This window comes from Bacillus sp. MYb56 (assembly GCF_002976445.1).
Lineage (GTDB): Bacteria > Bacillota > Bacilli > Bacillales > Bacillaceae_G > Bacillus_A > Bacillus_A mycoides.
In genome coordinates this window covers 231,982-258,790 of sequence record NZ_PCOH01000002.1, presented here as the reverse complement: position 1 = coordinate 258,790, position 26,809 = coordinate 231,982, and the positions used below count along the sequence as shown (strand labels likewise).

Here is a 26,809-nt window from a genome sequence, read left to right as displayed (position 1 = left end):
TTTTCACCTTTGATAACAGGTGCAGCAACTACAAGCAAATCCTCACATTGGACCCCAGCTGGCCAACATTCATAATAGTCGTGAAAACCATTTACAAACATGATTTGTCCGTTCTCAAATAGGATAACAAATATGGAGTTTCCTTACCTATTTTATAAAAGGTTAAAAATAAACCATAATATTATTATGTAAACAAAATTGATGAATGTACAGCTTGTTAAATAGTTCAATATTTTTGATTTTTCTCTGACTGCATAAGTATGATGTTTGTAGGAGGGGATCATATGAGTATACACAAAAAAATCATAGCGATTTCAGGAAGTATTAGGGAAGGATCATCCAACACAAACATATTAAAAACTTTAGCAGCATTTATTCCAGAAGGTATAGATTACACTATTTATAATGGGATAGAGGAACTACCTCATTTTAATCCGGATGTAGATCGAGTTGGAGCACCGGTTGTTGTTGAAGAATTTCGAAAGACATTAAGTGAAGCACATGCACTTATTATTTGTACACCAGAGTATGCAAAAAGTATTCCAGGAGTTTTGAAGAATGCTTTAGAATGGCTTGTTTCATCAGCGGAACTTTATAAAAAGCCAGTGGCTATTATAACAGCTTCACCATCAATTGCGGGAGGGGATAAAGCCCATGAATCTTTATTACTTACACTAGGTATGCTAGATACAATTGTCGTTCAAAATGGCTCGTTATTAATCCCATCTGTGCGAACTAAATTTAGTGATGATGCAAAAGTAACAGATGAGGATACAAAGAAAGCTCTTATCTCTTTAGTTCAAAGTGTAGTAGACGAGATAAAGAAATAGTGATTTAGTTCGTATTAAGGTGAAAATGGGACTTTTATAATAAAAAAAGATAAAGGCAATGCTACGGTTAGTTCAAATGTAGCATTGCTTTTTTATATAGTTAAATATATGTACTCAAAATCTCCCCAGGCAATCCATCAATCTCGCAAACTTTTTCAGATGTAAAACCAACGTTTAGTAAAATCTTCCGAGAGGGGGTATTGCTCGGATCGATAATTGCTTTTAGTACGCTTACATCTGTCTGCTTCGCTATATTTATTAATTCCTTTGCAATTGCACTACCATATCTTTTTCCCCAGTGCTCTGGCAAAATCATATACCCAATTTCAGCTTCTTTTACATTATCTTCATTCACTGTTACATGTCCAAGGCCGATAAATTCATTTGTTGCACTGTCATAAACTTTATAAGACCCAAACAGTTTATGCTTTTCATTGCGCCTTAACAATTTTTCATAGTCGTTTTGTGCCTCTTCTAGCGGAATAGCACGCTCTGTAATTTGTGCCATCACTCTTTCATTTGATACGAGCTGGAAATATGGATTAAAATCTGTTGCTTCAAATTTTTTGAAATGTAGTTTATGCATCGGATTCCTCCAAACGAATTTTTAATTGTTCTTCAGAAAAGATAAACGATTGTTAAATCGTAATTTCAATTTGATTGCCTTCCGGATCACTAATTACACTTTCGTAATAGCCATCTCCAGTGAAACGTGGTCCATTTAATAAAGGAGAACCAGCTTCTTTTAACGTTTTTGTTAGTTCATTTACACGTTCTTCACTACCAACAGAGAAAGCCATATGTGCATAGCCAGTTATATTTAGGTTAGGCTCGTTTTCTATGCCTTTCTTACGCATAATTTCAAGGCGCGCTCCAGATTCGAACGTAATAAAATAAGATTCAAAGTGTTTCGCTTCATTATGATATAAAGAGTTTGCTTTACCGTTAAAGTACTTTGTATAGAAAGTACGCATTAATTCTAAATCATTTACCCAAATTGCTATATGTTCGATTTTCATTCGTTTCACCAACCCATTCTTTATGTAAATTAAAAAATATGTACTCTGTAATAATTAGCGAAATTCAACAACACTAATTAGATGTTCACTTTATTAAATTTGCATGCATAGTGCAAGAAATAAGAATGGACGTTAGGAAAAAGCGGATTGTAATGAAAAATTTTTATTAATGGTATTAGATAATTTTTAAGTCATAACATGCATACAATGTCTAATTAAGTGAATTACGTACGTCAAAATTTCAAATAAGGAGGGACATTTGTGGGGCAATTTGAACAAATGGTGATTGTCGGTATTTCCATGTCTTTTATACTATCTATTATGATATTAGGGTCTATATATTATAATCCTCGCCTTTGGTTAAATGATTATCCGAAAGATATTCAAAAAGTAGTTTTGCCAAAATCGATAAATGAAAAAAAACAAACATTTTATTTCGGAATTATTTACAATATTATTCTCTTCGGAACGCCTTTAGTTTCTACATATATACTACATCACCATGGGAAATTATTGTATATTGAAGCCTATTTACATACTTTTGGGATTGTAATGATTTTCAATTTAGTAGATTTATTAATAATCGATTGGCTTATATTTTGCTGGATTACTCCGAGGTGTGTTGTTATTCCTAGTACTGAGGGAATGAAAGGATATAAAGACTATAAGTTTCACTTAAGAGGTGCAATAGCTGGAACGCCATTTTTAGCAATTGTAAGTTTATTTTTGGCAGGAATTGCGACAACTATCTAGTGTGAAGCAGAAGGTCATGAAGAGTTTATAGAAGATAAGTAGATTTATAATGTATAGAATTAGAAATGAAAATTTGATAATATTGGAGTGGAAAGTTTTAAAAACAATATATTAAGTGGTATTAATATACTGTTACAAATGTTTTGATACTCTGTGGAATTCCCTAATTTTATGGAAGCATTTGATAGAACTCAAAAAAACGCAATGGAGGCTATTATGAAAAAAATAATTGGCGCAGCAACAGCAACAGTTCTTGGATTGGGGGCTTTTACCACATCTGCTATCGCAGAAACTATCGTAACAGCGGATGTACTCAACGTACGTGAAAAGCCAACTACGGAATCAAAAGTTGTCGAAAAAGTAAAAGAAGGACAAAAGTTAAAGGTCATACATACTGAAGAGGGATGCTCAAAAATTGATTTAAATGGTAAAGAATTGTTTGTAAGTTCGGAGTATACAAAAGATATTTATCATGTAACAGCAAACCTATTAAATGTACGTTCTGAAGCAAACACAGAATCAGAAATTCTTGGCAGACTGAAACAAGATGATGTAATTGAATCAACTCATCAAGTAAAAGACGGATGGCTGCAATTTGAGTATAAAGGAAAAACAGCTTATGCAAATGTTTCTTTCCTATCAAGTACAGCACCAATGGAAAAGAAAGCTGAAGAGAAAACGAAGCGAGTAGCGAAAGTACAAAAAGCAGTTAAAGCAAAGGAAGAAGTAAAAACGCAGAAAGAAGCAAAAGTACAAGAAATAGCAAAAGCGAAAGAAACAACAAAAGAGCAGAAAGAAACGAAAGCAGAAGAAATAGTAAAGCCTAAAGAAGAAGCGAAAGTAACAGAGAGAGTAAAAGTTAAGGAAGAAACGAAAGCAGAAGAAATAGTAAAGCCTAAAGAAGAAGCGAAAGTAACAGAGAGAGTAAAAGTTAAGGAAGAAACGAAAGCAGAAGAAATAGTAAAGCCTAAAGAAGAAGCGAAAGTAACAGAGAGAGTAAAAGTTAAGGAAGAAACGAAAGCAGAAGAAATAGTAAAGCCTAAAGAAGAAGCGAAAGTAACAGAGAGAGTAAAAGTTAAGGAAGAAATGAAAGCAGAAGAAATAGCAAAGACCAAGGAAGAAGCAAAAGTACAAGAAATAGAAAAAGTAAAAGAAGAAGCGAAAGCGCAAGAAATAGCAAAAGCTAAGGAAGAAGCAAAAGCACGAGAAATAGAAAAAGCAAAAGAAGAAGCAAAAGCGCAGGAAATAGCAAAGGCTAAGGAAGAAGCGCAAGCACGAGAAATAGAAAAAGCGAAAGAAGAAGCGAAAGCAAAAGAAGCAACAAAGACACAAGAAGTATCTAAAAATAACACACAGTCTGCTAAACGTGAATTAACGGTAGTAGCGACAGCATATACTGCTGATCCAAGTGAAAATGGTACATATGGTGGACGCGTTTTAACTGCGATGGGTCATGATTTAACGGCAAATCCTAATATGAGAATTATCGCAGTAGATCCGAAGGTAATTCCATTAGGATCTAAAGTATGGGTAGAAGGCTATGGAGAAGCTATTGCTGGTGATACTGGTAGTGCTATTAAAGGAAATCGTATTGATGTTTTAATGGGTTCAAAAAGTAAAGCTATGAACTGGGGAAGACAAACTGTTAAAGTAAAAGTTTTATAATAATTATAGTTATCCAAATAGAAGTCAGTTCTCTTTATTGAGACTGGCTTTTATTTTTAACGAATATGAAAAATGAAGATATACCTACTGATGAAGATAGTTACTGGGAAGCTTTTGACTTATTCGGTTCGGAATATATATGTAGATTGTTAGGAGCGCCTTTATATGGTGATGTTCCAGAAGATTTAGGATGTCCAACTTGTTCGAAAGAGATGAAATATGTTGCTACAATTACACAAGATCTTGAAGAACGGGAACTTATTTCAGTAGTTGATTTCCAGTTTTGGGAAATGAATATATATTATTATGTATGTAAAGATTGTTCCGTTATGAAAACTGAAATTCAAGGAACATAAAAGAATAAGACTGACATAAAAAGTCAGTCTTATTTTTGATGTGTCACATCATTAAGAATCGCATGAAAGATGTCTTTTTGTATGAAATCATCTGTAAAAATAGTTTCTTTATCAACTTCAATTGTATCGTGAGGGTTATACCATTTACTTAATAAATCTTCACCAAACTCATGTCGTTTTTCTCTTGTATTATGTCGTCTAATGGTTTCCTCTAGTGATAAATCGAAGTAATATGTATGTGCGTCGTCAAAATAATGTATTAATTCTTTTAACATATCTCCATATCTACCGCTGTTTAGAATACCTTCTAAAATAACAAATTCACATTTTCCTTTTCCGTACTTCGTAATTTCAAATAGTAAATCATGAGATAAGTTACCCATTGTGTCGTGCACTTTTAACATATCTCTACGTACGACATCTTGAGAGACTAGTAGTGTTCCTTGCCCGAAATGCTCTTGCAGTTCTTTTGCGATTGTTGTTTTGCCGCTTGCGGAGTTTCCTCGAAGAATAATTAATGTTGATTTCAAAGTCTCATCTCCAAATTGTTTTAGTTTTTTAGGTCCTGTTACAAAAGAACTTCATTATGGGAAACATTCTTTTAGTTAGTTAAATAATAGTTTATGATACTTAGTATAAGTTGAACAGAATAATTTCTTATTGTGGGATTATGCAAGTAAAGCTGTTTGAAAAATTTACTATCCGCATATAGAAAGGTTATTATAAGAGTAACTAATAAGGAGGTGACCTATGTTATTCCAAAAGGGACAATTATTAGTTAGATACGTAATAAAAAACGATGCACCTATCATTTCAAAATGGCTAACAGACCCAGAAGTCCTGCAGTATTACGAAGGACGAGATAATCCGCAATCTGTAGAAAAGGTACTTGCTCATTTTATACATAATCCAAACAGTAATGAAAAAAGATGCTTAGTAGAATTCGATGAAATGCCGATCGGTTACATTCAAATGTATCCTGTTGATACTGAATGGAAAGCTTTATATGGATATGAAGAATCACAAAATGTATGGGGCATGGACCAATTCATCGGTGAACCGATCTTTTGGGGAAAAGGAATTGGAACAAAACTTGTTCAAGCAGCAATTGCATACATAATGGAGAACTTAGGAGCAAAAGCGATAGCGATGGATCCTAAAGTAAATAATGAACGTGCGATAAGCTGTTATGGAAAAGTGCGGATTTAAAAAGGTGAAGATATTAAAGAAACATGAACTGCATGAGGGGAAATTAGAAGATTGTTGGATGGTAGAATATAAACAATTATAATAAATATGCAGGGGCTTATAAAAATAAAGGGAGCTGTGTGAAATGAAAAAGGCATTACTAGTTATTGATGTGCAAGCGGGTATGTATACAGCAGGAATCCCAGTACATAATGGGGAAAAGTTTTTAGAAACGTTGCAAGAGCTCATTGGGGAATGTCGTTCAAATAGTATTCCGGTTATTTATGTCCAACATAATGGACCTAAGGATCATCCATTAGAAAAAGGGACAGATGGTTGGAAAGTACATGCGGCGATTGCACCGCGAGAAGGGGAGCTTGTCGTTGAAAAGACGACTCCAGACTCATTCCATAAGACAAACTTAAACGAAGTGTTACAAGGAAAAGGGATTGAGCATGTTATTATTTCAGGAATGCAAACAGAGTACTGTGTTGATACGACAACGCGAAGAGCGTTTAGTGAAGGGTATAAAGTAACATTAGTAAGTGATGCACATAGCACATTTGACACAGATGTATTACGCGCTGAAGATATTGTAAAACATCATAATGTTGTATTTGGATCATTTGCAGATGTTATTACGTTAAAAGATTTAAAAGTAAAAGCGTAATTACAGAAGTTGCTGTCTCTTAACGGGGCAGCTTTTTTATTTGAAGATAGGCTATCAAACGTTGTCGATAAATCGATATTTCTTGTCGAATCGTTGATATAATTTCATTCACCGTATTGATATCACAAAAAAACAAAAAGGAGTACCACATTATCAACAAGGGTACTCCTTCACCAAAACGTTATTTCTTCTTATCTTTATCCAACACATTCTGTTCTTCAGCAAACTCGGTACCATATGCAAACTGGCGATTAATTCGAATGTTATCATTGCTGTGCCTTGTGTGGGAATTAGAAAAGCGATGGACGATTACTTCTGATAATGTAAAGACGATGGCAGAAAGGATACTGCCCCATGCAATTTGCATGTAGTTGTCTAATAAAATATTACCAAAAATCCAAACGCTTAAATACGTAAGTAAGAAATCTGTCATAATGGCAGCGGAATTGCCAATTCGATTTAAAATAATTTTATCAACAAACATATAAGAAACGATTGTGACGAAGAGACTAAAAGAAATGATTTGGACGAGCGTTGCTGGGAAAAATAGAGCTAGTCCGATACTAAAAGCGATGATGCATGATATAAATTTGATAAGTATTACAGTAATATCACTCAATATTTACACCTCCCATTTATACATAGTTTTACAATAAATTCAGGAGTTCATACATTGGAACGGTTTAATTTATATAAAACTTTATCATACTGAAATTTTATCTAAATATTAAAAAAACAATTAAAAAATGTTATAGTGAAATGAGAGCGTATGACATTTTTAGGTAAGGGGGAATCCGGGATGTGGATAACTTCAGAAGTAGAAATTCCAGATGAGTTAATCGATCACCTTGAACAAGGTAAGTTAGTATTATTCGTTGGAGCAGGAGTTTCTATGAAGGGGAAATCAAACTTACCGAATTTCGATGATTTAGTTGATGAAATTTCGAAAGCTTTATATGTCGAAAGGCGTGAGATGACAGAACCCCACGATTATTATCTCGGTAAAATTGCGAAAACGAAAGATGTGCATCAAGTTGCAAGAGACCTCGTTAATATAGAAAAATCAAAACCAAATCCATTACACTATGCGATTCCAAAGCTGTTTCCGTTAGATACGGATGTTCGAATTGTAACGACAAACTTTGATCAACATTTTACGTCTGTAATTACAGAAATGAATAGAGAGCTGAATATTTATTATGCACCTGCTTTACCGACAGGGAGAGCGTTTAAAGGGTTGGCTTACATACATGGGAATGTAGAACAAGAGAAAGAAGCTTTAATTTTAACGGATGGTGATTTTGGAAGGGCTTACTTAACAGAAGGATGGGCGAGACGATTTTTAGTTGATTTATTCTCAAATTACACTGTTTTATTCGTTGGGTATAGTCATAATGATCCTGTAATGAAATATTTAGCAACAGGCTTACCACCGAGTACAAGGCGTTATGCTTTCGTCGCACAAGGTGATAATACATATCATTGGGAGCATTTAGGGATAAGACCGATTGTGTATCCGAATAAAGCAAATAATCATCAGGCGCTTGTGAAAGCGGTGAAGCGGTGGGCGGAATTAATGGGGGATAATTATATTACGAAAAGAATGCGTATTCGTGATATTGTAACCGTTCCTCCATCAGTAGAGCAGGAGCAATTATCCTATATAAAACAGTCAATAAAAAAAATTGAAACCGTTCGGTACTTCGTTGAATTTGCTCGTGATTATGAATGGGTGGAATGGCTTGAAGCAGAAGGGAAACTAAGAAATTTATTTCTGCTTACAGCAAATTATGATGAAGTAGATGAATTGCTTGCGGAATGGTTGGTGGAGCAATTTCTATTTAGTCATCAAAAAGAACTATTTCAATTGATTTTTAAAAATCATTCTAAAATATCCCCGTTATGGTGGCGAACAATTTGTACTTACTTAAACGAAACGAAAGAAACGATGGACCCTTTGTTGTTTGCAAGATGGACATTGCTTTTATTAGAAACAGCAGAGAAAGATAGTAGCTCTATTGAAATGATCACATATTTATTGCAAAAATGTTCTTTCCCTGAGCATAAAGAAATTGGCTTGTTGCTATTAACGTTTATTTTAGACGGGAAACTTAAATTGAAGCGTGTAAGAAGATGGGGAAATGATACGCAAGAGTCGATTGAACTCGAGGAATCGAGTCGTATACCGATGCCTATTTTTTCTCATGTGGAGCGAATTTGGAAAGAGAAAATGAGACCACATATCGCTTACTACGCAAATCCGATTATGGTTACGGGGTTAGAAAAGATACAACTATTGTCATTAAGACAAAATGCACTGAAAAGAAGAGATAGAGAAATTTCAGAGCAGGAGTTACAGCAAAATGATTTTACATTTTTAATTCAAATTGTAAAAGAGTGTCTTACATATTTATGTGAAAACAATGAGAAAAAAGCAAATCATTATATTACAGAAATGATAGAAACTGATAGTGTACTTCAAAAGCGAATTGCAATTGAAGCAATGATTAATAATGTATTCGTTACAGCGGATGACAAACTGAAGTGGTTGTTACATGTGGATGTTCTGTTAGATTTCACATGTAAACATGAAGTGTTTCAACTTTTAAAGAATTATTACGCAGATGCTTTAGAGGAAACGAAAGAAGAAGTAATTCAACATGTATTAGAGTATCTTGCAGAAGAGAGGGCGTTTGATGCTTGTCTTGTATTAGACTTACTATTCACGTGTGATTCGAATAGTAAGTGTACGGCGGAAGGATACGAGCTAATGAAACAGAAACACCCCCATTTTTCTTCAGATCTATACAGTGTTCCAAAGAAAGAGGCAAATGAACAACGTATTACATGCAATGTAACAGCTGATGGATTACTGCAGCTGAAAGACGATGAAATAATGGAGCAAGTTCGGCAATTTTCAAGAGACGGTGTTTTTGAGCAACGCCATTTTTTAGAGATGTTATCAAAAGCGTGTAAATTGAATGTAGAGTGGAGTATTTCGTTTGCTTATCAACTAGTAGGCGTGCACGAAATTAGTAATGAAGTATGGTTTGTATGTATTAGAGAGTGGCGAAATAACCGGAATTTGGCGAATGAACAAATTCAAAAAATCATTCCGTTATTGCAGAAATTTATTAGAAATACTGCTTTTCATTGGTTAATTAGTAGTTTTCTATATGAAATTAGTAATCGATTAGAAGAGCTAGATGAAAATAGTATAAGGATTGTAAAACGCTTTGCTTTTTCTGTACTTCCACAAGTTATGAGAGGGGAATCGGATTTTAAGATTGGAAAACAAGAGTTTTACAATGAATCTATTCAGCATCCTGTTGGGAAGATGACTGCTGTATTACTAAAACTGCTAGCATATGATCATTTATACGATCGCAACGTGTATGAATATTTATTTTTATTTGAGGAGCAGGTAAGGGTTACTTCGGAAAGAACGAATTTCATGTTTGCGCGTTTAACAGCAGATATTACGTTTTTATACCATATTGAGAAGCAATGGTGTCGGAAAAATGTATTACCTTACTTAGATTTAAAGAAAGAAAGTGAGCTTACGAAATATGCGTGGGCGGGATTATGTTATACGCAAATTAATCTACCTTTGTTTACAGAAATAAGACGATATATTAAGTATGCAGTAGAACATTTAGATGCACTACATCCATATACGAGAGAAGCATTTTTAAAATGGCTTAGCTTTGTATTTATTAAATGCGTATTATATTGGGAGCAAAAAACAGATTGGTTATATCCACTTTTGATGCAAGAAAACGAAGAGAATAAAATTAAATTTATGCAGTATTTATGCTACTACGTAAAAACGTTAAGTGGTAAGGAACAACAAAAATTTTGGACAGCGTGGCTTAGTGTGTTTTTAAGAGAACGTCCGAAAATGGGCGTAATAACAACGAGAGAATATATGATGCTTTTACGTATTGTTTTATGCATGGATGAGGTTTTAGAAAAAGGATTAAATATTATTTCGAGTAAATTTCAAGGTGTGGAAGGACAATCTAATCAAGAAGAAATGAAACAGTTGTTTATAGAGATACTTGAAAAGAAAGAGCGTATGAAAGCGTATAAAGAATTGTATGCAAATGTGTTTTTTACTTTACTTCAGACGTGTCAAGAAGCCGATTTATTTGAAAGTGAGATTATACAAATAAAAGAACTATTAACCAGGTATGAAGTAGAAAGACATGTATTAAATTTAATAGAAAATGAAATAATTCGCATCGGAATCGTAACGGAGAATTTACAAGAGGAATCATAGGGCGGAAGTGGAATTTTTAAAAAATATATAAAAAGTTATTGACAGTGTTTTGAAAAGCGTTCTATAATACGAATCATACTTATTCAATTTCAAAAACATTTGAATAAACAAAGTGCAATGAAGAGATCACAGTAGTGGTTAGTCTTACTGTAACAGAGAGCTGGTGGTTGGTGTGAACCAGTACAGGGATAATCATGAATTACAGTCTTGGAGCATCTTTTTCATAGTAAAGATAGTATTTTCTTTATGAAGAAAAAGCGGTCAATTGATCGTTAACAGTGAAGAGAGGTAGACGGAAAGTTAGTCTACAACTAGGGTGGTACCGCGATAAATATCGTCCCTACTGATTTATTCAGTAGGGACTTTTTGTATTTTGACGGTCCAACTTGAAAATATAATAAACATGCATTGAAAGGAAAAGCAGTAGTTGTTGTTTCCCTGTAACAGAGAGCTGGTGGTTGGTGTGAACCAGTACAAAAACAAGAGCGAATTACAGTCCTGGAGCATCTTTTTCGTAGTAAAGATATGTATCTTTATGAAGGGAAAGACGGTCACATTGATCGTTAACAATGAAGAGAGGTAGACGAAAGAAGTCTACAACTAGGGTGGTACCGCGATAAATATCGTCCCTACTGATTGAATCAGTAGGGCTTTTTTGTACAAAAAAGTGGCTTATTAACTAGTAGTTAGTGTCTTTATGGTAATTATTAGTTTAAAATAAGAAGAGGTATCGATTTCACTTTAAATTTGTATAATTAACCAGTTCAGAAAATAGAGAATTTTTTATTCTCTTACTATACTTTTAAAACATTAGAGGAGGATTTCCAAATGGCAAATCACGAATTAGATCAATTACGTAAACAGGTAGATGAAATTAACTTACAACTATTACACCTATTAAACAAACGCGGTGAAATCGTTCAAAAAATTGGAGAGCAAAAACAAGTACAAGGTACGAAACGCTTTGATCCAGTACGTGAGCGTGAAGTACTTGATATGCTTGCAGAGCATAACGAAGGACCATTCGAAACGTCAACGATTCAACATATTTTCAAAACGATTTTCAAAGCTAGCTTAGAATTGCAAGAAGATGATAACCGTAAAGCATTACTAGTTTCACGTAAAAAGAAAAAAGAAAATACAATTGTTAATGTTAAAGGTGAATTGATTGGAAACGGAACACAAACGTTCATTATGGGACCTTGTGCGGTAGAAAGTTTAGAGCAAGTTCGCCAAGTAGGGCAAGCTATGAAAGACCAAGGCTTAAAATTAATGCGCGGTGGTGCTTTCAAACCGAGAACATCTCCATACGATTTCCAAGGTTTAGGAGTAGAAGGTTTACAAATTTTACGCCAAGTAGCAGATGAGTTCGACTTAGCGATTATTAGTGAAATTTTAAATCCGAACGATGTGGAAATGGCGCTAGACTACGTTGATGTAATTCAAGTTGGTGCACGTAACATGCAAAACTTTGATTTACTACGAGCTGTAGGTAAAGTTAACAAGCCCGTATTACTAAAACGTGGGTTAGCAGCAACAATTGATGAGTTCATTAATGCAGCGGAATACATTATTGCACAAGGTAATGACCAAATTATTCTTTGTGAGCGCGGTATTCGCACATACGAGAGAGCGACACGTAACACATTAGATATTTCAGCAGTACCGATTTTAAAGAAAGAAACACATTTACCAGTTATCGTCGACGTCACACATTCAACAGGACGTAGAGATTTATTATTACCAACAGCGAAAGCGGCACTTGCAATTGGAGCAGATGCAGTAATGGCGGAAGTACATCCAGACCCAGCAGTTGCGTTATCAGATTCTGCGCAACAAATGGATATTCCAGAATTCCATAGATTCATGGATGAGTTAAAAGGTTTCAAAAATAAATTATCTTAATTCCATATCATAAATGCGCTGAAGAGGAAACAGTAGTGCTTATCTCACTGTTAAAGAGAGCTGATGGCCGGTGTGAATCAGTACAAAGGTAAGCATGAATTACAGCCTTGGAGCATCTTTCCCGCCAACTTTTGGAGAGAAAGACGGTCAAACGATCGTTAAAGAAGAAGAGAGGTAGACGAAAGAAGTCTACAACTAGGGTGGTACCGCGATAAACATCGTCCCTACTGAGCGCTCAGTAGGGACTTTTTTGTACAAAAAAATAGTAAAGGGGCAAGAGAAATGAGATATATTACAGCTGGAGAATCACATGGGCCGCAGTTAACAGTTATTTTAGAAGGTGTACCAGCAGGTTTAACATTAACAGCGGAACATATTAATAAAGAATTATTAAGAAGACAAAAAGGGCATGGGCGCGGAAGACGCATGCAAATTGAAACAGATACAGTTGAAATTGCAAGTGGTGTACGTCACGGAATGACACTTGGTTCACCAATTACGTTAATCGTAAAAAATGATGATTTCAAACATTGGACGAAAGTAATGGGTGCTGAACCAATTTCGGAGCAAGAAAGTAAAGAAATGAAACGTACAATTACAAAACCACGTCCAGGACATGCGGATTTAAACGGAGCAATTAAATATGGCCATCGTGATATAAGAAACGTATTAGAGCGCTCATCTGCAAGAGAAACGACAGTTCGTGTAGCTGCTGGTGCAGTTGCGAAACAAATTTTGAAAGAATTAGGCGTGGAAATTGCAGGGCATGTTCTTGAAATTGGTGGGGTACAAGCGAAGCGTATTTCAAACTTACCAATTGAAGAAATTCAAACGATAACTGAAAACTCACCAGTTCGATGTTTAGATAAAGAAGTAGAACAAGAGATGATGAATGCGATTGATGATGCGAAAAGTAGCGGAGATTCTATAGGCGGTATTGTCGAAGTCATTGCAGAAGGAATGCCAATTGGAGTTGGTAGCTACGTTCATTACGACCGCAAATTAGATGCAAAACTTGCCGGTGCTATTATGAGCGTGAATGCATTTAAAGGTGCTGAGATCGGAATTGGTTTTGAAGCGGCAAGACAGCCAGGAAGTAAAGTGCACGATGAAATTTTATGGGATGAAGAAAAAGGATACACGAGAAATACGAATAATGCCGGCGGTTTAGAAGGCGGTATGACAACAGGTATGCCAATTGTCGTAAGAGGCGTAATGAAGCCAATTCCTACATTATATAAACCGTTAGCAAGCGTAGATATTGATACGAAAGAAGCGTTCCAAGCGAGTATTGAAAGATCTGATAGCTGTGCAGTACCAGCAGCAGGTGTTGTAGCTGAAGCTGTCGTTGCATGGGAACTTGCCGGTGCACTAGTCGAGCAATTCGGAAAAGATCGCATGGAATTACTAAAACAAAATATTTCGCAACATAACAAATACGCAAAAGAATTTTAATGAAAAGGTGGATTTAACATGCGAGTAAAAGATCAACTATCATCATTACAACCGTATAAACCAGGTAAATCACCAGGGCAAATGAAAGAAGTATACGGGAATCATTCATTTGTTAAGTTAGCATCAAATGAAAATCCATTTGGCTGTTCACCTCGTGTTTTAGGAGAATTACAAAAATCGTGGGAGGAACATGCTTTATATCCTGACGGAGGTGCTGAAGTACTCCGTCAAACTATTGCAGAGAAATTACAAGTTCAAATGGAACAAGTGCTTTGTGGTAGTGGTCTTGATGAAGTAATTCAAATTATAAGTCGTGCAGTACTATGTAAAGGAGATAATATTGTTACGGCTGGTGCAACATTCCCACAGTACCGTCATCATGCAATTATTGAAGGCTGTGAAGTGAAAGAAATTGCTTTAAAGAACGGTGTATATGATCTAGATGAAATTTCTTCAGCAGTTGATGAACATACAAAAATCGTATGGATTTGTAATCCGAACAACCCGACAGGCACATATGTGAATGAGCGAAAATTGACTCAATTCATTGAAAGCATTAGTGAAAATACGTTAATTGTCATTGATGAAGCGTACTATGAATACGTAACAGCAAAAGATTTCCCTGAGACATTACCGCTTCTAGAAAAACATAACAACATTCTTGTACTTAGAACGTTTTCTAAAGCGTACGGATTAGCTTCTTTCCGCGTTGGTTATGCGATTGGACAGGAAGAGTTAATCGAGAAATTAAATGTCGTACGTTTGCCATTTAACGTATCTTCATTAGCGCAAAAAGCAGCGACGATTGCTTTTAACGATGAAGCGTTTATTGAAGAAATAGTTCGTGTTAATACAGAAGGATTACAACAATACGAGAGTTTTTGTACGGAAAATGAAATTCCATTTTATCCGTCGCAAACGAACTTTATCTTCTTGCCGGTAGATGATGCTGGGGAAATTTATGAAGCTTGTGCGCATGCAGGGTTTATTATTCGTCCGTTCCCAAATGGTGTCCGTATTACAATCGGAACTAGGGAACAAAATGAAGGAGTGATTTCAGTGTTAAAACAACACTTTGAAAATAAAAAAGGTAAGTCTCGAGATGAGGCAAATGTGTAAAAAGGTAGTATTAATCGGTACTGGATTAATAGGAGGCTCTCTTGCATTAGCGATTAAAAAAGAGCACGATGTAATGATTATCGGTTATGACATATTTAAAGAGCAAGTAGAGCGCGCAAAAGAATTACATGTAGTTGATGAAGTAGCAGTAGATTTACAGCGTGCATGTGAGGAGGCAAATTTAATTGTATTTGCCTCTCCAGTTGAAGAAACGAAAAAGTTGTTACACAAACTTGCATCATTTCATTTACGAGAAGATGTCATTGTTACCGATGTAGGAAGTACGAAAGGGACAATCATGAATGAAGCGGAAGCTTTATTAACAAAGAAAGTTTCATTTATCGGCGGTCATCCGATGGCAGGTTCTCACAAAACAGGAGTTGAAAGTGCAAAGGCACACCTTTTTGAAAACGCATTTTACATTTTAACGCCAATGAATCACGTGCAGGCGGATCAAGTAGACGAGCTAAAAGAATGGTTAAAAGGAACAGGCTCTCATTTTCTTGTATTAAATACAAAAGAACATGATTATGTAACAGGAATAGTTAGTCATTTCCCACATTTAATTGCAGCAGGATTAGTAAAACAAGTTGAGAAACATGCTGGTGATAATCCGCTTATTCATCAACTAGCGGCAGGCGGATTTAAAGATATAACACGTATTGCATCAAGTAGTCCGAAAATGTGGAGTGATATCGTAAAGCAAAATCGCGGGCATTTATTGGAACTATTAGAAGAATGGATTTCAGAAATGGAAGAGCTATATAAGACGGTTTCTAAAGGAGATGCAGGAGAAATACAAAGTTATTTTGCAGATGCGAAAGAATATCGTGACTCTTTACCAGTTCGAAAAAGAGGGGCGATTCCTGCCTATCACGACTTATACGTCGACGTTTTAGATAAAGTAGGGGCATTAGCCCATATCACGAGCATTCTAGCAGAAGAAGAAATTAGTATTACGAACTTGCAAATATTAGAAGCGCGAGAAGGATTGCTCGGAGTTTTACGAATTAGTTTCCAAAGAGAAGAGGATCGAACGCAGGCAAAAATTGCGCTCGGAAAAGAAGAATACCAAACGTATGAAACAATTTAATGAGGAGGGTGACAACGTGAAAGAAAAAAGAGTACAAACTGTAAATAACGGATTGAATGGCACAATTACAATCCCTGGAGATAAATCAATTTCCCATCGCGCTGTCATGTTTGGCGCAATCGCGGAAGGTAAAACAACAATTAAAGGATTTCTTCCTGGTGCGGATTGTTTAAGTACTATTTCTTGTTTTAAAGAAATGGGAGTAGAGATTACACAAAATAGAGACGAAGTTACGGTAATTGGAACAGGATTAGAAGGTTTACAAGAGCCAAAAGCTGTATTAGATGTTGGTAATTCTGGTACAACGATTCGATTAATGTCAGGAATACTTGCAAACACACCATTCTTTTCTTGCATGCAAGGTGATGCTTCAATTGCGAAGAGACCGATGCAACGTGTAACAAATCCACTAAAGCAAATGGGTGCAAAAATTGATGGCCGAAAAGAAGGAACGTTTACGCCGCTCACAATACGAGGCGGGAATTTAAAGGCGATTGAATATACTTCACCGGTAGCAAGTGCGCAAGTGAAATCAGCTATTTTACTTGCAGGCCTTCGCGCAGAAGGTGTAACAACTGTTACAGAACCGCATATTTCCCGCGACCATACGGAAAGAATGCTTGAAGCGTTCGGTGTAAAGGTAACTCGCGTGGGGAAAGCTGTAAAACTAGCGGGTGGACAGAAGTTAACAGCAACAGACGTTCATGTGCCAGGTGACGTATCATCAGCGGCATTTTTCTTAGTAGCAGGTGCAATTATCCCAAATAGTAAACTAGTATTACAAAATGTAGGAATGAACCCAACACGTACAGGTATTATAGATGTTTTAGAGAAAATGGGTGCTACATTTACTGTAGAGTCAATTAACGAAGGGGCATCTGAACCAGCTGCAAACATTACAATCGAAACGTCTTCACTAAAAGGAATCGAAATTGGCGGAGATATAATCCCAAGATTAATCGATGAAATTCCAGTAATCGCTTTAGCAGCAACACAAGCAGAAGGAATTACAGTCATTAAAGATGCACACGAATTAAAAGTAAAAGAAACGAACCGTATTGATACAGTCGTTGCTGAACTAACGAAACTAGGAGCTCGTATTGAAGCGACCGACGACGGAATGATTATTTACGGTAAATGTAAGCTAAAAGGAACTACAGTACATAGTCACGGTGATCACCGCATTGGAATGATGCTTGCGATTGCCGGCTGTATTGCTGAGGGAGAAACAACAATTGAAGATGCAGAAGCAGTAGGTGTATCATATCCTACATTTTTTGAAGAACTACAAACGTTAGCTAAATAAAGTGATGAGAAGCAGATATGCAGTGTATCTGCTTTTTTATGTTGGCTTTTTTCGTAAATAATGTTGCTTTATTGCGTAAGAATTTTATCCTTATTGATTTTATGAGATTTTTACGCATAATTGTAACTAAGGGAGATGGTTCCAAGTTGAATAAACAGAATATCAGCACAACAGTTTCAGGGGATTTAATTGTTACCCATCTAATTGGCAAGATTAATACAGCCGATGTTTATGAATGGTTTAATGGCTTCGAGCAGGTTTGTCAGCAATTCATTTCCGAGGGTCAGAAATACAAATTGTTGGTGGATAGAAAAGGATACACGCCAGATCATTTTTCTGTTCAAAAAGTATGGAAAGATAAGTTCTTCAATGAAACCATTTTGAATCACAGTAAGGCAATTGCGTTTCTCCTTGAAGAAGGGGAGATAATGAATTATTTACAACAATCCAATACAAAAGAATCCGTAAAATTTTTCGATGATTATGAACAAGCATTAATTTGGTTGAATGAATATCCAATATAAAACCTTTATTGAACCAGTTTCTCTCAATCAACTGGTTTTTTTATGCCCGTAATGTTGCCGTTGTCATAAGTTTCATCACTTTTAATGGTACCTCTTAGCTTCGCAAACCCAAGAGAACGCAAGGCTTTTAATATTCTTATGCCGCCAATAGAAAGCAGTTGAAAAGAGCCTTTATGTTAGATTGTTTCTAAATCGATATCTTTTGTTGAAACATCCTCGTAATTTCACTTACCGAACTATAATAGTTTGAATTATGATATAATTCAAACGAGGAATGGAGGAGAAATATATGAACGTTATACAATTAAAAGAAGGTAAGTTTAGAGAGGCATTACGTTTATCAGAATATGCTTTTCAATATAAAGCAAATGAAGAATGGATAGAGCAGAAAATTGCAAGAATGAAGGAAAGCCATCAAATATACGGTATTATGGAAGGAGAAGAGTTAGCTGCAAAGTTGCACTTAATTCCTTTTCATATTTACATAGGAAAAGAAAAGTTTAAAATGGGCGGCGTTGCGGGGGTAGCGACGTATCCGGAATATAGAAGAAGTGGATATGTAAAAGAGTTACTTCAGCATTCACTGCAAACTATGAAAAGAGATGGATATAGTGTATCGATGTTACATCCATTTGCCGTTTCATTTTATCGTAAATACGGCTGGGAACTTTGTGCGAATCGAATCGTATGTCAGATGACAAAGAGCGATTTAATAATTAAAAAACAAGTGAATGGTACAGTGAAACGTTTTAGTAAAGATAATCATCCAGAAGAAGTAGAGAATCTATATGAAACATTTGCAGAACGATTTTCTGGTATGTTAGTTCGCGGACGTAAATGGTGGCTACAAGCGGTGTATCATGATTTAACATTGGCAGTTTACTATGATGAAAATAAAACGGCGGCTGGTTACATTTTATACAAAATAGAGAATTCTAAAATGAAAGTAGAAGAATTTGTCCCATTACATAATGAAGCAAGAATTGGTCTTTGGAACTTCATCTGCCAACATGATTCTATGATTAAAGATCTAGAAATGATACTAAGTGAGACAGAACCACTTCTTTACACATTACAAGAACCACGAGTAAAAGCAGAAGTAACTCCATATTTCATGGGAAGAATTGTAGATGTAGAACAGTTTTTCAAACAATATGAATGGAACTGGAACAACGAAGAGCAAGAAGTAATTTTACATATTACAGATTCATTTGCACCGTGGAATAACGTAACGGTTCAACTTAAAAATAATGAAATAACAATCGTTAAAGAAAAAACAGCAAAAGAAAATGGAATTCAAATCGATATTAATGCGTTATCTACTATTATGTTTGGTTACAAGCGACCGCTAGAATTAAATGAAATAGACTTAATAAGCGGTAGCGAAGAGGAGATACGTGCATTTGAGAATGTAGTGCCGGTGCGTAAGCCGTTTATTTATGATTTCTTTTAATTTTGTAAAGCTTTGTGCGGCATACTAATGTGTAAATAGCAATGTACTATAATTAAACATAATTAGTTATAGTACATTGCTGCTTTTAACGAAGCATTATGAATGTTAACCCCTTGACTTTTAATTCATGTAATTTATAATTATAAACGGAATGAATTTTCATTCCTGAAAATTGAGGTGAGAAAAATGGCTAAAAATAAGCAAGAGGATATTTTTGATGCTGCTATAAAACTTTTCGCAGAGCGTGGTTACGATGGTACGACAATTCCGATGATCGCTGAAAAAGCAAATGTCGGCGCTGGTACTATTTATCGCTATTTTGAAAATAAAGAGGCACTCGTTAACTCATTATTTTCAAAAAGCATGCTACAGCTATCTGAAACAATAAAAACTGATTTTCCTGTTGAAGCAAATATTCGAGAACAGTTTAGTCATACGTATAACCGTTTATTTGAATTTGCGAGAAACAATGTGGATGCTTTTCTTTTTACAAATTCGCACTGTGATAGTTATTTTCTTGATGAACAGAGTAAGAAAATATTTGACGATTTTATAGGCTTCTTTATGAATATTATTGAAGATGGAATCGAAAAAGGTTTTCTTCGTCCATTGCCTATAATTGCTTTAATTATTATTGTATATCAACCGCTTGAAAAATTAATAAAAGTAATGGCGACAGGGCAGTTAGAATACTCAAAAGAATTAGTAAAAGAATTGGAAGAAAGCTCTTGGAATGCTATTAGAATCATTTGATTCTATAGCTTTATAAGGACAGGAATGAACATTCATTCCTAAATAAATATAAAAAACGATTACAGGAGATGATATATCTGTACAATTAAAGGAATGAATATTCATTCCGCAAGGAGTGATTTAATAGAATTGAAAAATAATTTAATAGAATTGAAAAATAATTTAATAGGATAATAGGAATGAACGTTCATTCCGAAATGATGTTTTCAAAAACAGGGAATGAATATTCATTCTCTATGCACCATGAAACTCTAATAACAGGAGATGATTCAAATGAGCAAGCTAAAAAGTTGGAGAAGTTTATCTTTTCTATTATGGATAGTTATTACTATTGCAATGATCGTAACGATGCCTAATATGGATCAGTTAGTGAAGGAAAAAGGGCAAATCACGATTCCTAATACAGAACAAAGCAGTATTGCTGACAAGATGATAAAGGAGATGGATAAAGAAGGGGCTGAAAAGTATGAAATTATAGCTGTCTTTAATAGTGGAAGTAAGAAGGCTTTAACAAATGAGCAAAAAGAGGAAATAACGAAAACGATCAATGCCCTGCAAAATGAAAAAGAGCAATTAGGAATTAAGGAAGTCGTTTCACATTTAGATAATAAAGAACTGCAGAAACAATTAGTTTCTAAAGATAATACGACTATTTTAACGCAAATATCGGTAGATAAAAAACATGGTAAAATGTCAAAAATTGCAAATGATCTTCATAAAAAAGTACAAACGAAAGGAGTTACAACGTACTTAACAGGAAGTGATTTAATAGCGGGTGATTTTCTTACATCCTCTCAAGAGGGCGTGAAAAAGACAGAAGTTATTTCGATCATTTTCATTCTTGTAGTATTAATCATTGTATTCCGTTCACCAGTTGTTCCGATTATTTCTCTTCTTACAGTTGGTGTTTCGTATTTAATTTCAATGGGGATTATTGCCCATCTTGTAGATCAATTTAATTTTCCGTTTTCAAACTTTACGCAAGTGTTTGTAGTAGTCGTCCTGTTTGGAGTGGGAACAGACTATAACATTTTATTATATACGAGATTTAAAGAAGAATTAAGTAAACAAGAAAATGCATTTTTGGCTACGAAAGAAACGTTTAAATCGGCAGGTAAAACCGTTTTATATAGCGGGATAGCAGTACTAATTGGCTTTGCATCTCTTGCTTTAGCGAGTTTTAAATTATATCAATCTACTTCAGCGGTAGCAATTGGTGTCGCAGTACTACTACTCGTATTAACTACTTTAAATCCATTTTTCATGGTGCTTTTAGGAAAAGGAATGTTTTATCCAGTTAAAACATTTAAAGGTCATGAGGATAGTCGCTTATGGGGATTCTTTGCAAAAAATTCAGTAGCAAGACCATTTATCGCTTTAATTATCGTATTCGTGATATCGATTCCATTTGTATTAAAATATTCTAACACGCTTAATTACAATGATTTATTTGAAGTGGATAATAAATATGAATCAAAAATGGGGATTAACGTAATAGAAGAGCATTTTCCGCCTGGTTTTTCTTCACCAAGTACGTTAGTCATTCAATCGGATAAAAAGTTAGATGAGGCGAATTCTTTACAAACTTTAGATGAACTTACTGATAAAATCTCGAAAGTTAAAGGAGTCTCAGAAGTATATTCACCGACGCGTCCAACTGGAGATAAGATTAAAGAATTATATATAAATAAACAAGCCGGAGAATTGAATACAGGCTTAGGAGATGCAAATGGTGGCATAAAAGAAATTAATGAAGGATTAACTGATGCGAAAGATAAAATGGGTAGTAATGACTCAAATAGTCTTGCAAATGTTCAAAAGTTAATTGATGGAACAAATGAAGCGAAAAATGGCGTATCAGCATTAGGGACAGCTTTAAATCAATTATCGAATGGAATAAACAATGGAGCACAAGGAGCGAAGCAAATAGAGGATGGGCTAGCATCATTAAACGGAAATATCAATGCCCTGTCAAATGCAACTTCGCAGCTTCATGCTGGTTATGCTCAGTTAGAAAAAGGTTTAAGTTCGTACGATCAATATTTCGGAAGTATTTCTCAAGCGATTGATGGTGCGAAAAAAGGATATGAACAAATTGAAACGTTAATGAACAATTTCATTCAAACAAAACCAGAATTAGCAAATGATCCTAATGTGCAGCAAACATTAGGAATTGCAAAAGAAGCTCAGAAGCAATTGAGTGTTCTTTCAAATGAATTAAATCAATTAGCGACGCAGCACAAAGCAGCGATGAGTTCATTTAAAGAAGCAAATCAATCATTATTAAAAGTAGATAATGGTTTAAAGGAAATGAACAATGGAGTAACGCAACTACAAAAAGGAGCTGCTGAACTGAAAAATGGATTGAACGAAGGAGCTACAGGTTCAAAACAAATTTCGAACAAATCGGCTGACTTACAATCTGGATTAATGAAAATAAACGATGGGCAAGGACAGTTATTAACTGGACTGAAAGATTTACAAGAAAAGATGGGGCAATTGCAATCAGGTTTATCTAAAAGTACAGAGGGGTTAGGAAAAGTAAGTAACGGTCTAGGTGACGCTCAAAAATATTTAGGAGAGTTAAATGAGTCGAAAAGCTCTGAGAAATTTTATATTCCGAAAGAAGTTTTAGAAGGAGAAGATTTCCAAAAAGCATTGAATACGTACATGTCACATAATAGAAAGATTGCTAAAATGACAATTATTTTAGACGTAAACCCGTATTCAAAAGAAGCGATGCCTATCATTCAAGAAATTAATAAAACGATAGATGGTACGTTAAAGGGAACAGAACTAAATGATGCGAAAAAAGCAATTGGCGGGACAACAGCTAGAAACGTTGATTTAAAAGAAGTAACCGGGCAAGATTTCCTACGTACTGCTACGATTATGTTATTAGGGATTTCGCTTGTATTAATCGTGATTACACGCTCATTCTTAAACTCAATCTTTATTATTGGGTCGTTAATTTTAGCGTACTTTGCATCACTTGGTATAAGTGAACAAATTAGTGCACATGTATTAAACGTAGGGTCATTAAGCTGGAATGTTCCATTCTTTAGCTTCATTATGATTGTCGCTTTAGGAGTGGATTATAGCATCTTCGTTATGATGCGATACAATGAGCTAGAAGGGGATTCAGTAACGAAAATTGTAAATGCATCTCGTCACATAGGAGGAGTCGTATTATCAGCGGCACTTATTTTAGGAGGGACATTTGCAGCGTTAATTCCTTCAGGAGTATTGACACTTATACAAGTAGCATCCGTTGTTGGCGTTGCTCTTTTACTATTAGCTTTAATTGTAATGCCGATATTGTTACCTGCTTTAATAGGATTGACGAGTAAATTGAAGAGTTATAAAGAGAAAATAATGAATACGAAATAAGAAAAACCTGTAGGGAATGTTTTCTCTACAGGTTTTTTGTATATAAAATATGAAATGAAAAAATGATTCAATGTATTACAGAATGAGAAGCAAATAGGGATATTAGAAAGAGGTCGATGATATACAAAAAATAGCTAGGGGAATGGATAAAAACTATTCGATTTCGTTGTAGAAAGCTAATCAACCGTTGCTATTCATCCAGCTTCTACTATATAATAGCTATAGTCTACAATAATTGAGTCGTAATATGCGATTTTTTAAGACAATCGGTGAGAAAACGCTGAAATAAGCGGTATTAGTAGGAGGACACAAATGATTACAGTAAGTAACGTTAGTTTGCGTTTCGCGGATCGCAAATTATTTGAATCCTCTTTAAAACCTATATAAATCCAGTTATAACAACCTCTAGTTTGCGGTTCTGCTTTATTGAATCGTAAACTGGGGGTTTTTTTAATGGTTAAAAAAAGTAAAGCGAAAAGAAATTTCAGATTGTCTATGGAAGAATTAGATGTTCTCGGAGAATTGGAAGCAGCTGAGGAATATATCGAGAGTTGGGAGGAGGCTTTTGAACTTTTTCACAAAGCGGGCATTTTAAAAGGATTGAGGGAAGCGACTTTATTTCACTATCAAGCCCAATTGAAATCACTTTTAAGGGCATTACCTGTTGGAATTAAGCCATATGAGGTAACGAAAGAACATATAGAGGATGCTATTGTATTCTGTAAAGTAAAAAGAAATTTGCAGCCATCAACAATCAACATTGTAATAAGGGCAAATAAAACATTTTTAAAATTTCTATTTGAGAACAAATATATTCCAATAAATCCAATAAAAGATATTAAAAAATTAAAAGCCCGTACAAAAGAAGTTGAAGTTCTTACGCCAAAACAGCTTAAAACTCTACTTTCTAAGGTAGATAGAAAGACTTGGAATGGTATTAGAGATTATGCCATTTTATTAGTTTTAATAGAGACAGGATTAAGGCAAAATGAAATATTGAATCTTAGTGTATTAGATGTAGTATGGGAACAAGATTTACTATTAGTGAAACATACTAAAACTTATCATCAAAGAAAAGTGCCGATTACAGGTAATACCAAAAACGCACTAAAGCGATGGTTACTGATAAGAGGGGAGGTGTATACAAAAAGATTGTTTTGCGGAATATCTGGAAGTGCTTTTACAAGTAGTGGATTAAGACAAATGATTTATAAGTACGCCAAACTAGCAAACATTCAATCTAGGTGTAGTCCTCATATTTTTAGACATACATTTGCATCCATATATTTAAGGAACGGTGGAGATTTATTTTCACTACAACAAATAATGGGTCATAGCGATATTACGATGACAAGGAGATACACGCATTTTATGTTTGACGATATAACAGAATTACATAAAAAATACAGTCCATTAAGGAAATTAAGCGATTAATTAAACAGAAAAAAGTCCCCAGCGCCAACTGGAGACTCAAAACTATACACATCGAAACTAAATAACGGACAAGCCGTATCAGCCCGACCATCTACCTTCATTCTATCGAAAAAATTCGAAGGGTGCAAGGCTTGGTTTCCTATTGTCTTTTTTAGGTACTGATGCGGTAAGTCGAAAAAGCGGAAGCCGTGCCGCTATAAAAACGTAAAAGGGGAGCTAGACCGCTGCAAACACTAGCGCTATACAATTCAACGCATATCATTCCCCGTGCGTCGTATAGGTCTAGCCGATTGCGGGCATTGTACGGCAAGGGTGGAAATACGTTGTTACTACGGTAACAGGGTGTATCGAAAGATTTACGCACTATGGGACGTTTTGTAGTGTAGAAAGTCGATATTACGAGAAATCGTAAAGGACGGGGAATGCGTTACTGAAAACCTCACACAACGAGCCGACGCTAGTTGTTAACGCCTTTACCTCTATTCGCATTGATATATACGAAATCTGACGAAGTTTAAATGCTTCGTTATTTTTTATCTTTGCGAAATAGGGGTTCAAACTGCGCCCCGCTTCCTACGACTTCCTCACCTCTGCTAGTCGATGCGTCACCGATTGTCAATAGCATAACTTCGATATTAAACGCCACTAGCGGAAGTGAGTTAAACATCGGAGGTAGACACAGGTGCTACAAGAGGTGGAAGACTTACGCATGGAAAGCAGACTTAATATAAGACAATATGCCGTTAGAGGCGAAGACATAGACACAACATTAAACAGAATCGCAATATTAGCTAAGAAAGAAGTGGAAGATTATTACACTGGAATATGTGATAATAAGTATATAGAAAAAATTGAAGCGCACTACATACCGTTGATTGAACACCTGGCCAATGATAGCTGGTATAAGGTAAATAATGAAGTACACTTTATCGAGGATTGTTTCCGTAAGATAAGATATGCGATCAGAACGTTTGATATATATCGAGGGGACTTTGACAGTCGAGTTAAATGGTTATTGTATCAGAGTGTACGACAGTATTGCGGAAGTAGAGGAAAGAAGCGAGGTGCGTTAACGTTGATCGGAGATACTAGCGTATTGGAATCGTTAGGGGATTGCATAGATAATACAGAAGAAAAAGCGATCTATAATGTAAGTACATACGAAGAGATATACGCAAAGTTATGCGAGAAAGAAGCAGATATTTTGGTATTGGATGCAATGATCTATGCGGCAGAGAATTACGATAAAGTTTCAGAGGCTGAAATTTCTAGAGTATTATCAAAGAAGACAGATCGCCCATTTGATTCCGCTAGAGGTGCGGTGAGAGGATTTAAGCAGAGAATACGAAAAAGAAATATTAGAAAGGAGGATATTGCATGAAGATAAAAATTAAAATAAAAAAGGGGCGGAAACCTTCCGCAATTCTGTTAATAGTTGCGTTCGTACTTTTGATAGTTACGAAGATAATAGGGAACGTCATTATAGGAGGACTGGCGGTAGTGTTTGCAATGGCGGTAGCTGCATCGATTGTTACTGCTAGGGTTGGCGATTTTATTAGTAAAAGGAAAGAAGAAGAGGACGTATAAAGGTTCGATTTAAGAAAGAAGGCGGAG

General features: G+C 35.3%; 21 protein-coding genes, 2 pseudogenes and 3 other annotated features. Of the genes and pseudogenes, 19 read left to right on the top strand and 4 right to left on the bottom strand.

What is annotated here, in order from left to right:
* Positions 1–284: 284 nt before the first annotated feature.
* Entirely contained in the window at positions 285–830 is a 546-nt protein-coding gene (locus tag CQ058_RS03865; RefSeq protein ID WP_002189990.1) for an NADPH-dependent FMN reductase, read from the top strand.
* A gap of 100 nt (positions 831–930) precedes the next feature.
* Here the strand turns inward: CQ058_RS03865 and CQ058_RS03860 are convergent, their stop codons facing one another.
* Entirely contained in the window at positions 931–1,416 is a 486-nt protein-coding gene (locus tag CQ058_RS03860; protein WP_002189989.1) for a GNAT family N-acetyltransferase, read from the bottom strand.
* Between the two features lie 52 nt (positions 1,417–1,468).
* Positions 1,469–1,849 carry a VOC family protein gene (locus tag CQ058_RS03855; RefSeq protein ID WP_002127880.1) on the bottom strand — a complete coding sequence of 127 codons (381 nt, stop codon included), beginning with the start codon at positions 1,847–1,849 and terminating at the stop codon, positions 1,469–1,471.
* A gap of 261 nt (positions 1,850–2,110) precedes the next feature.
* Between CQ058_RS03855 and CQ058_RS03850 the strand changes: the two genes are divergently transcribed.
* From CQ058_RS03850 to CQ058_RS03840, 3 genes and pseudogenes are all read left to right on the top strand, one after another.
* On the top strand, positions 2,111–2,602 hold the full coding sequence (locus tag CQ058_RS03850; protein WP_105589476.1) for a nitroreductase: 492 nt from the start codon (positions 2,111–2,113) through the stop codon (positions 2,600–2,602).
* Between the two features lie 216 nt (positions 2,603–2,818).
* Positions 2,819–4,267, top strand: a complete 1,449-nt coding sequence (gene entB / locus CQ058_RS03845; protein WP_258169446.1) for a cell wall-binding protein EntB — start codon at positions 2,819–2,821, stop codon at positions 4,265–4,267.
* 56 nt (positions 4,268–4,323) lie between these two features.
* Positions 4,324–4,623 (top strand): annotated as a pseudogene (locus CQ058_RS03840) (hypothetical protein); the annotation flags it as partial.
* 29 nt (positions 4,624–4,652) lie between these two features.
* On the opposite strand, the gene CQ058_RS03835 reads toward CQ058_RS03840, so the two are convergent.
* A complete protein-coding gene (locus tag CQ058_RS03835) occupies positions 4,653–5,153 on the bottom strand; it encodes a kinase (protein WP_002142252.1) in 501 nt (166 codons plus the stop codon).
* A 220-nt stretch (positions 5,154–5,373) separates the two neighbouring features.
* Between CQ058_RS03835 and CQ058_RS03830 the strand changes: the two are divergent.
* Together CQ058_RS03830 and CQ058_RS03825 are read left to right on the top strand one after the other, a co-directional pair.
* Positions 5,374–5,914: pseudogene (locus tag CQ058_RS03830) on the top strand (GNAT family N-acetyltransferase).
* A gap of 42 nt (positions 5,915–5,956) precedes the next feature.
* Entirely contained in the window at positions 5,957–6,481 is a 525-nt protein-coding gene (locus CQ058_RS03825; protein ID WP_002013428.1) for a cysteine hydrolase family protein, read from the top strand.
* Between the two features lie 181 nt (positions 6,482–6,662).
* Here the strand turns inward: CQ058_RS03825 and CQ058_RS03815 are convergent, their stop codons facing one another.
* On the bottom strand, positions 6,663–7,100 hold the full coding sequence (locus tag CQ058_RS03815; protein ID WP_105589475.1) for a YndM family protein: 438 nt from the start codon (positions 7,098–7,100) through the stop codon (positions 6,663–6,665).
* A 150-nt stretch (positions 7,101–7,250) separates the two neighbouring features.
* On the opposite strand from CQ058_RS03815, the gene CQ058_RS03810 reads away from it, so the two are divergent.
* The 13 genes from CQ058_RS03810 (at position 7,251) to CQ058_RS03740 (ending at position 26,782) form a co-directional block, all read left to right on the top strand.
* Positions 7,251–10,763 carry a DUF4020 domain-containing protein gene (locus tag CQ058_RS03810; RefSeq protein WP_002189980.1) on the top strand — a complete coding sequence of 1,171 codons (3,513 nt, stop codon included), beginning with the start codon at positions 7,251–7,253 and terminating at the stop codon, positions 10,761–10,763.
* 108 nt (positions 10,764–10,871) lie between these two features.
* Positions 10,872–11,108 (top strand) — a binding site (T-box leader).
* A gap of 54 nt (positions 11,109–11,162) precedes the next feature.
* Positions 11,163–11,397: a binding site (T-box leader), on the top strand.
* Positions 11,398–11,591: 194 nt separating this feature from the next.
* The gene (locus CQ058_RS03805) at positions 11,592–12,668 is read left to right on the top strand and encodes a bifunctional 3-deoxy-7-phosphoheptulonate synthase/chorismate mutase (protein WP_002189979.1); all 1,077 of its coding nucleotides are present in this window, start codon (positions 11,592–11,594) and stop codon (positions 12,666–12,668) included.
* Positions 12,669–12,677: 9 nt separating this feature from the next.
* Positions 12,678–12,897, top strand: a binding site (T-box leader).
* A gap of 53 nt (positions 12,898–12,950) precedes the next feature.
* Entirely contained in the window at positions 12,951–14,123 is a 1,173-nt protein-coding gene (aroC, locus tag CQ058_RS03795; protein ID WP_002013434.1) for a chorismate synthase, read from the top strand.
* 18 nt (positions 14,124–14,141) lie between these two features.
* Positions 14,142–15,242 (top strand): histidinol-phosphate transaminase, encoded by a 1,101-nt coding sequence (gene hisC / locus CQ058_RS03790; protein ID WP_105589473.1) that lies wholly within the window; start codon positions 14,142–14,144, stop codon positions 15,240–15,242.
* Complete coding sequence (tyrA, locus tag CQ058_RS03785; RefSeq protein WP_002189976.1) at positions 15,235–16,335, top strand: prephenate dehydrogenase; 1,101 nt, start codon at positions 15,235–15,237, stop codon at positions 16,333–16,335. Before hisC ends, tyrA begins: the two co-directional genes overlap by 8 nt.
* Positions 16,336–16,351: 16 nt before the next feature.
* Positions 16,352–17,641, top strand: a complete 1,290-nt coding sequence (gene aroA, locus CQ058_RS03780) for a 3-phosphoshikimate 1-carboxyvinyltransferase (protein WP_002189975.1) — start codon at positions 16,352–16,354, stop codon at positions 17,639–17,641.
* A gap of 17 nt (positions 17,642–17,658) precedes the next feature.
* On the top strand, positions 17,659–18,165 hold the full coding sequence (locus CQ058_RS03775; RefSeq protein ID WP_002189974.1) for an STAS/SEC14 domain-containing protein: 507 nt from the start codon (positions 17,659–17,661) through the stop codon (positions 18,163–18,165).
* A 289-nt stretch (positions 18,166–18,454) separates the two neighbouring features.
* A complete protein-coding gene (locus tag CQ058_RS03770; protein WP_002189972.1) occupies positions 18,455–19,618 on the top strand; it encodes a GNAT family N-acetyltransferase in 1,164 nt (387 codons plus the stop codon).
* A gap of 186 nt (positions 19,619–19,804) precedes the next feature.
* Positions 19,805–20,371, top strand: coding sequence for a TetR/AcrR family transcriptional regulator (locus CQ058_RS03765; protein WP_002013443.1), 567 nt, complete (start codon positions 19,805–19,807; stop codon positions 20,369–20,371).
* A gap of 273 nt (positions 20,372–20,644) precedes the next feature.
* Entirely contained in the window at positions 20,645–23,761 is a 3,117-nt protein-coding gene (locus CQ058_RS03755; RefSeq protein ID WP_002192828.1) for an MMPL family transporter, read from the top strand.
* Between the two features lie 453 nt (positions 23,762–24,214).
* Positions 24,215–25,195, top strand: a complete 981-nt coding sequence (locus CQ058_RS03750; RefSeq protein WP_105589472.1) for a tyrosine-type recombinase/integrase — start codon at positions 24,215–24,217, stop codon at positions 25,193–25,195.
* 709 nt (positions 25,196–25,904) lie between these two features.
* Positions 25,905–26,576, top strand: a complete 672-nt coding sequence (locus tag CQ058_RS03745; RefSeq protein ID WP_105589503.1) for a hypothetical protein — start codon at positions 25,905–25,907, stop codon at positions 26,574–26,576.
* Complete coding sequence (locus CQ058_RS03740; protein WP_105589470.1) at positions 26,573–26,782, top strand: hypothetical protein; 210 nt, start codon at positions 26,573–26,575, stop codon at positions 26,780–26,782. The genes CQ058_RS03745 and CQ058_RS03740 overlap by 4 nt, the downstream gene beginning before the upstream one ends.
* Positions 26,783–26,809: the final 27 nt, after the last annotated feature.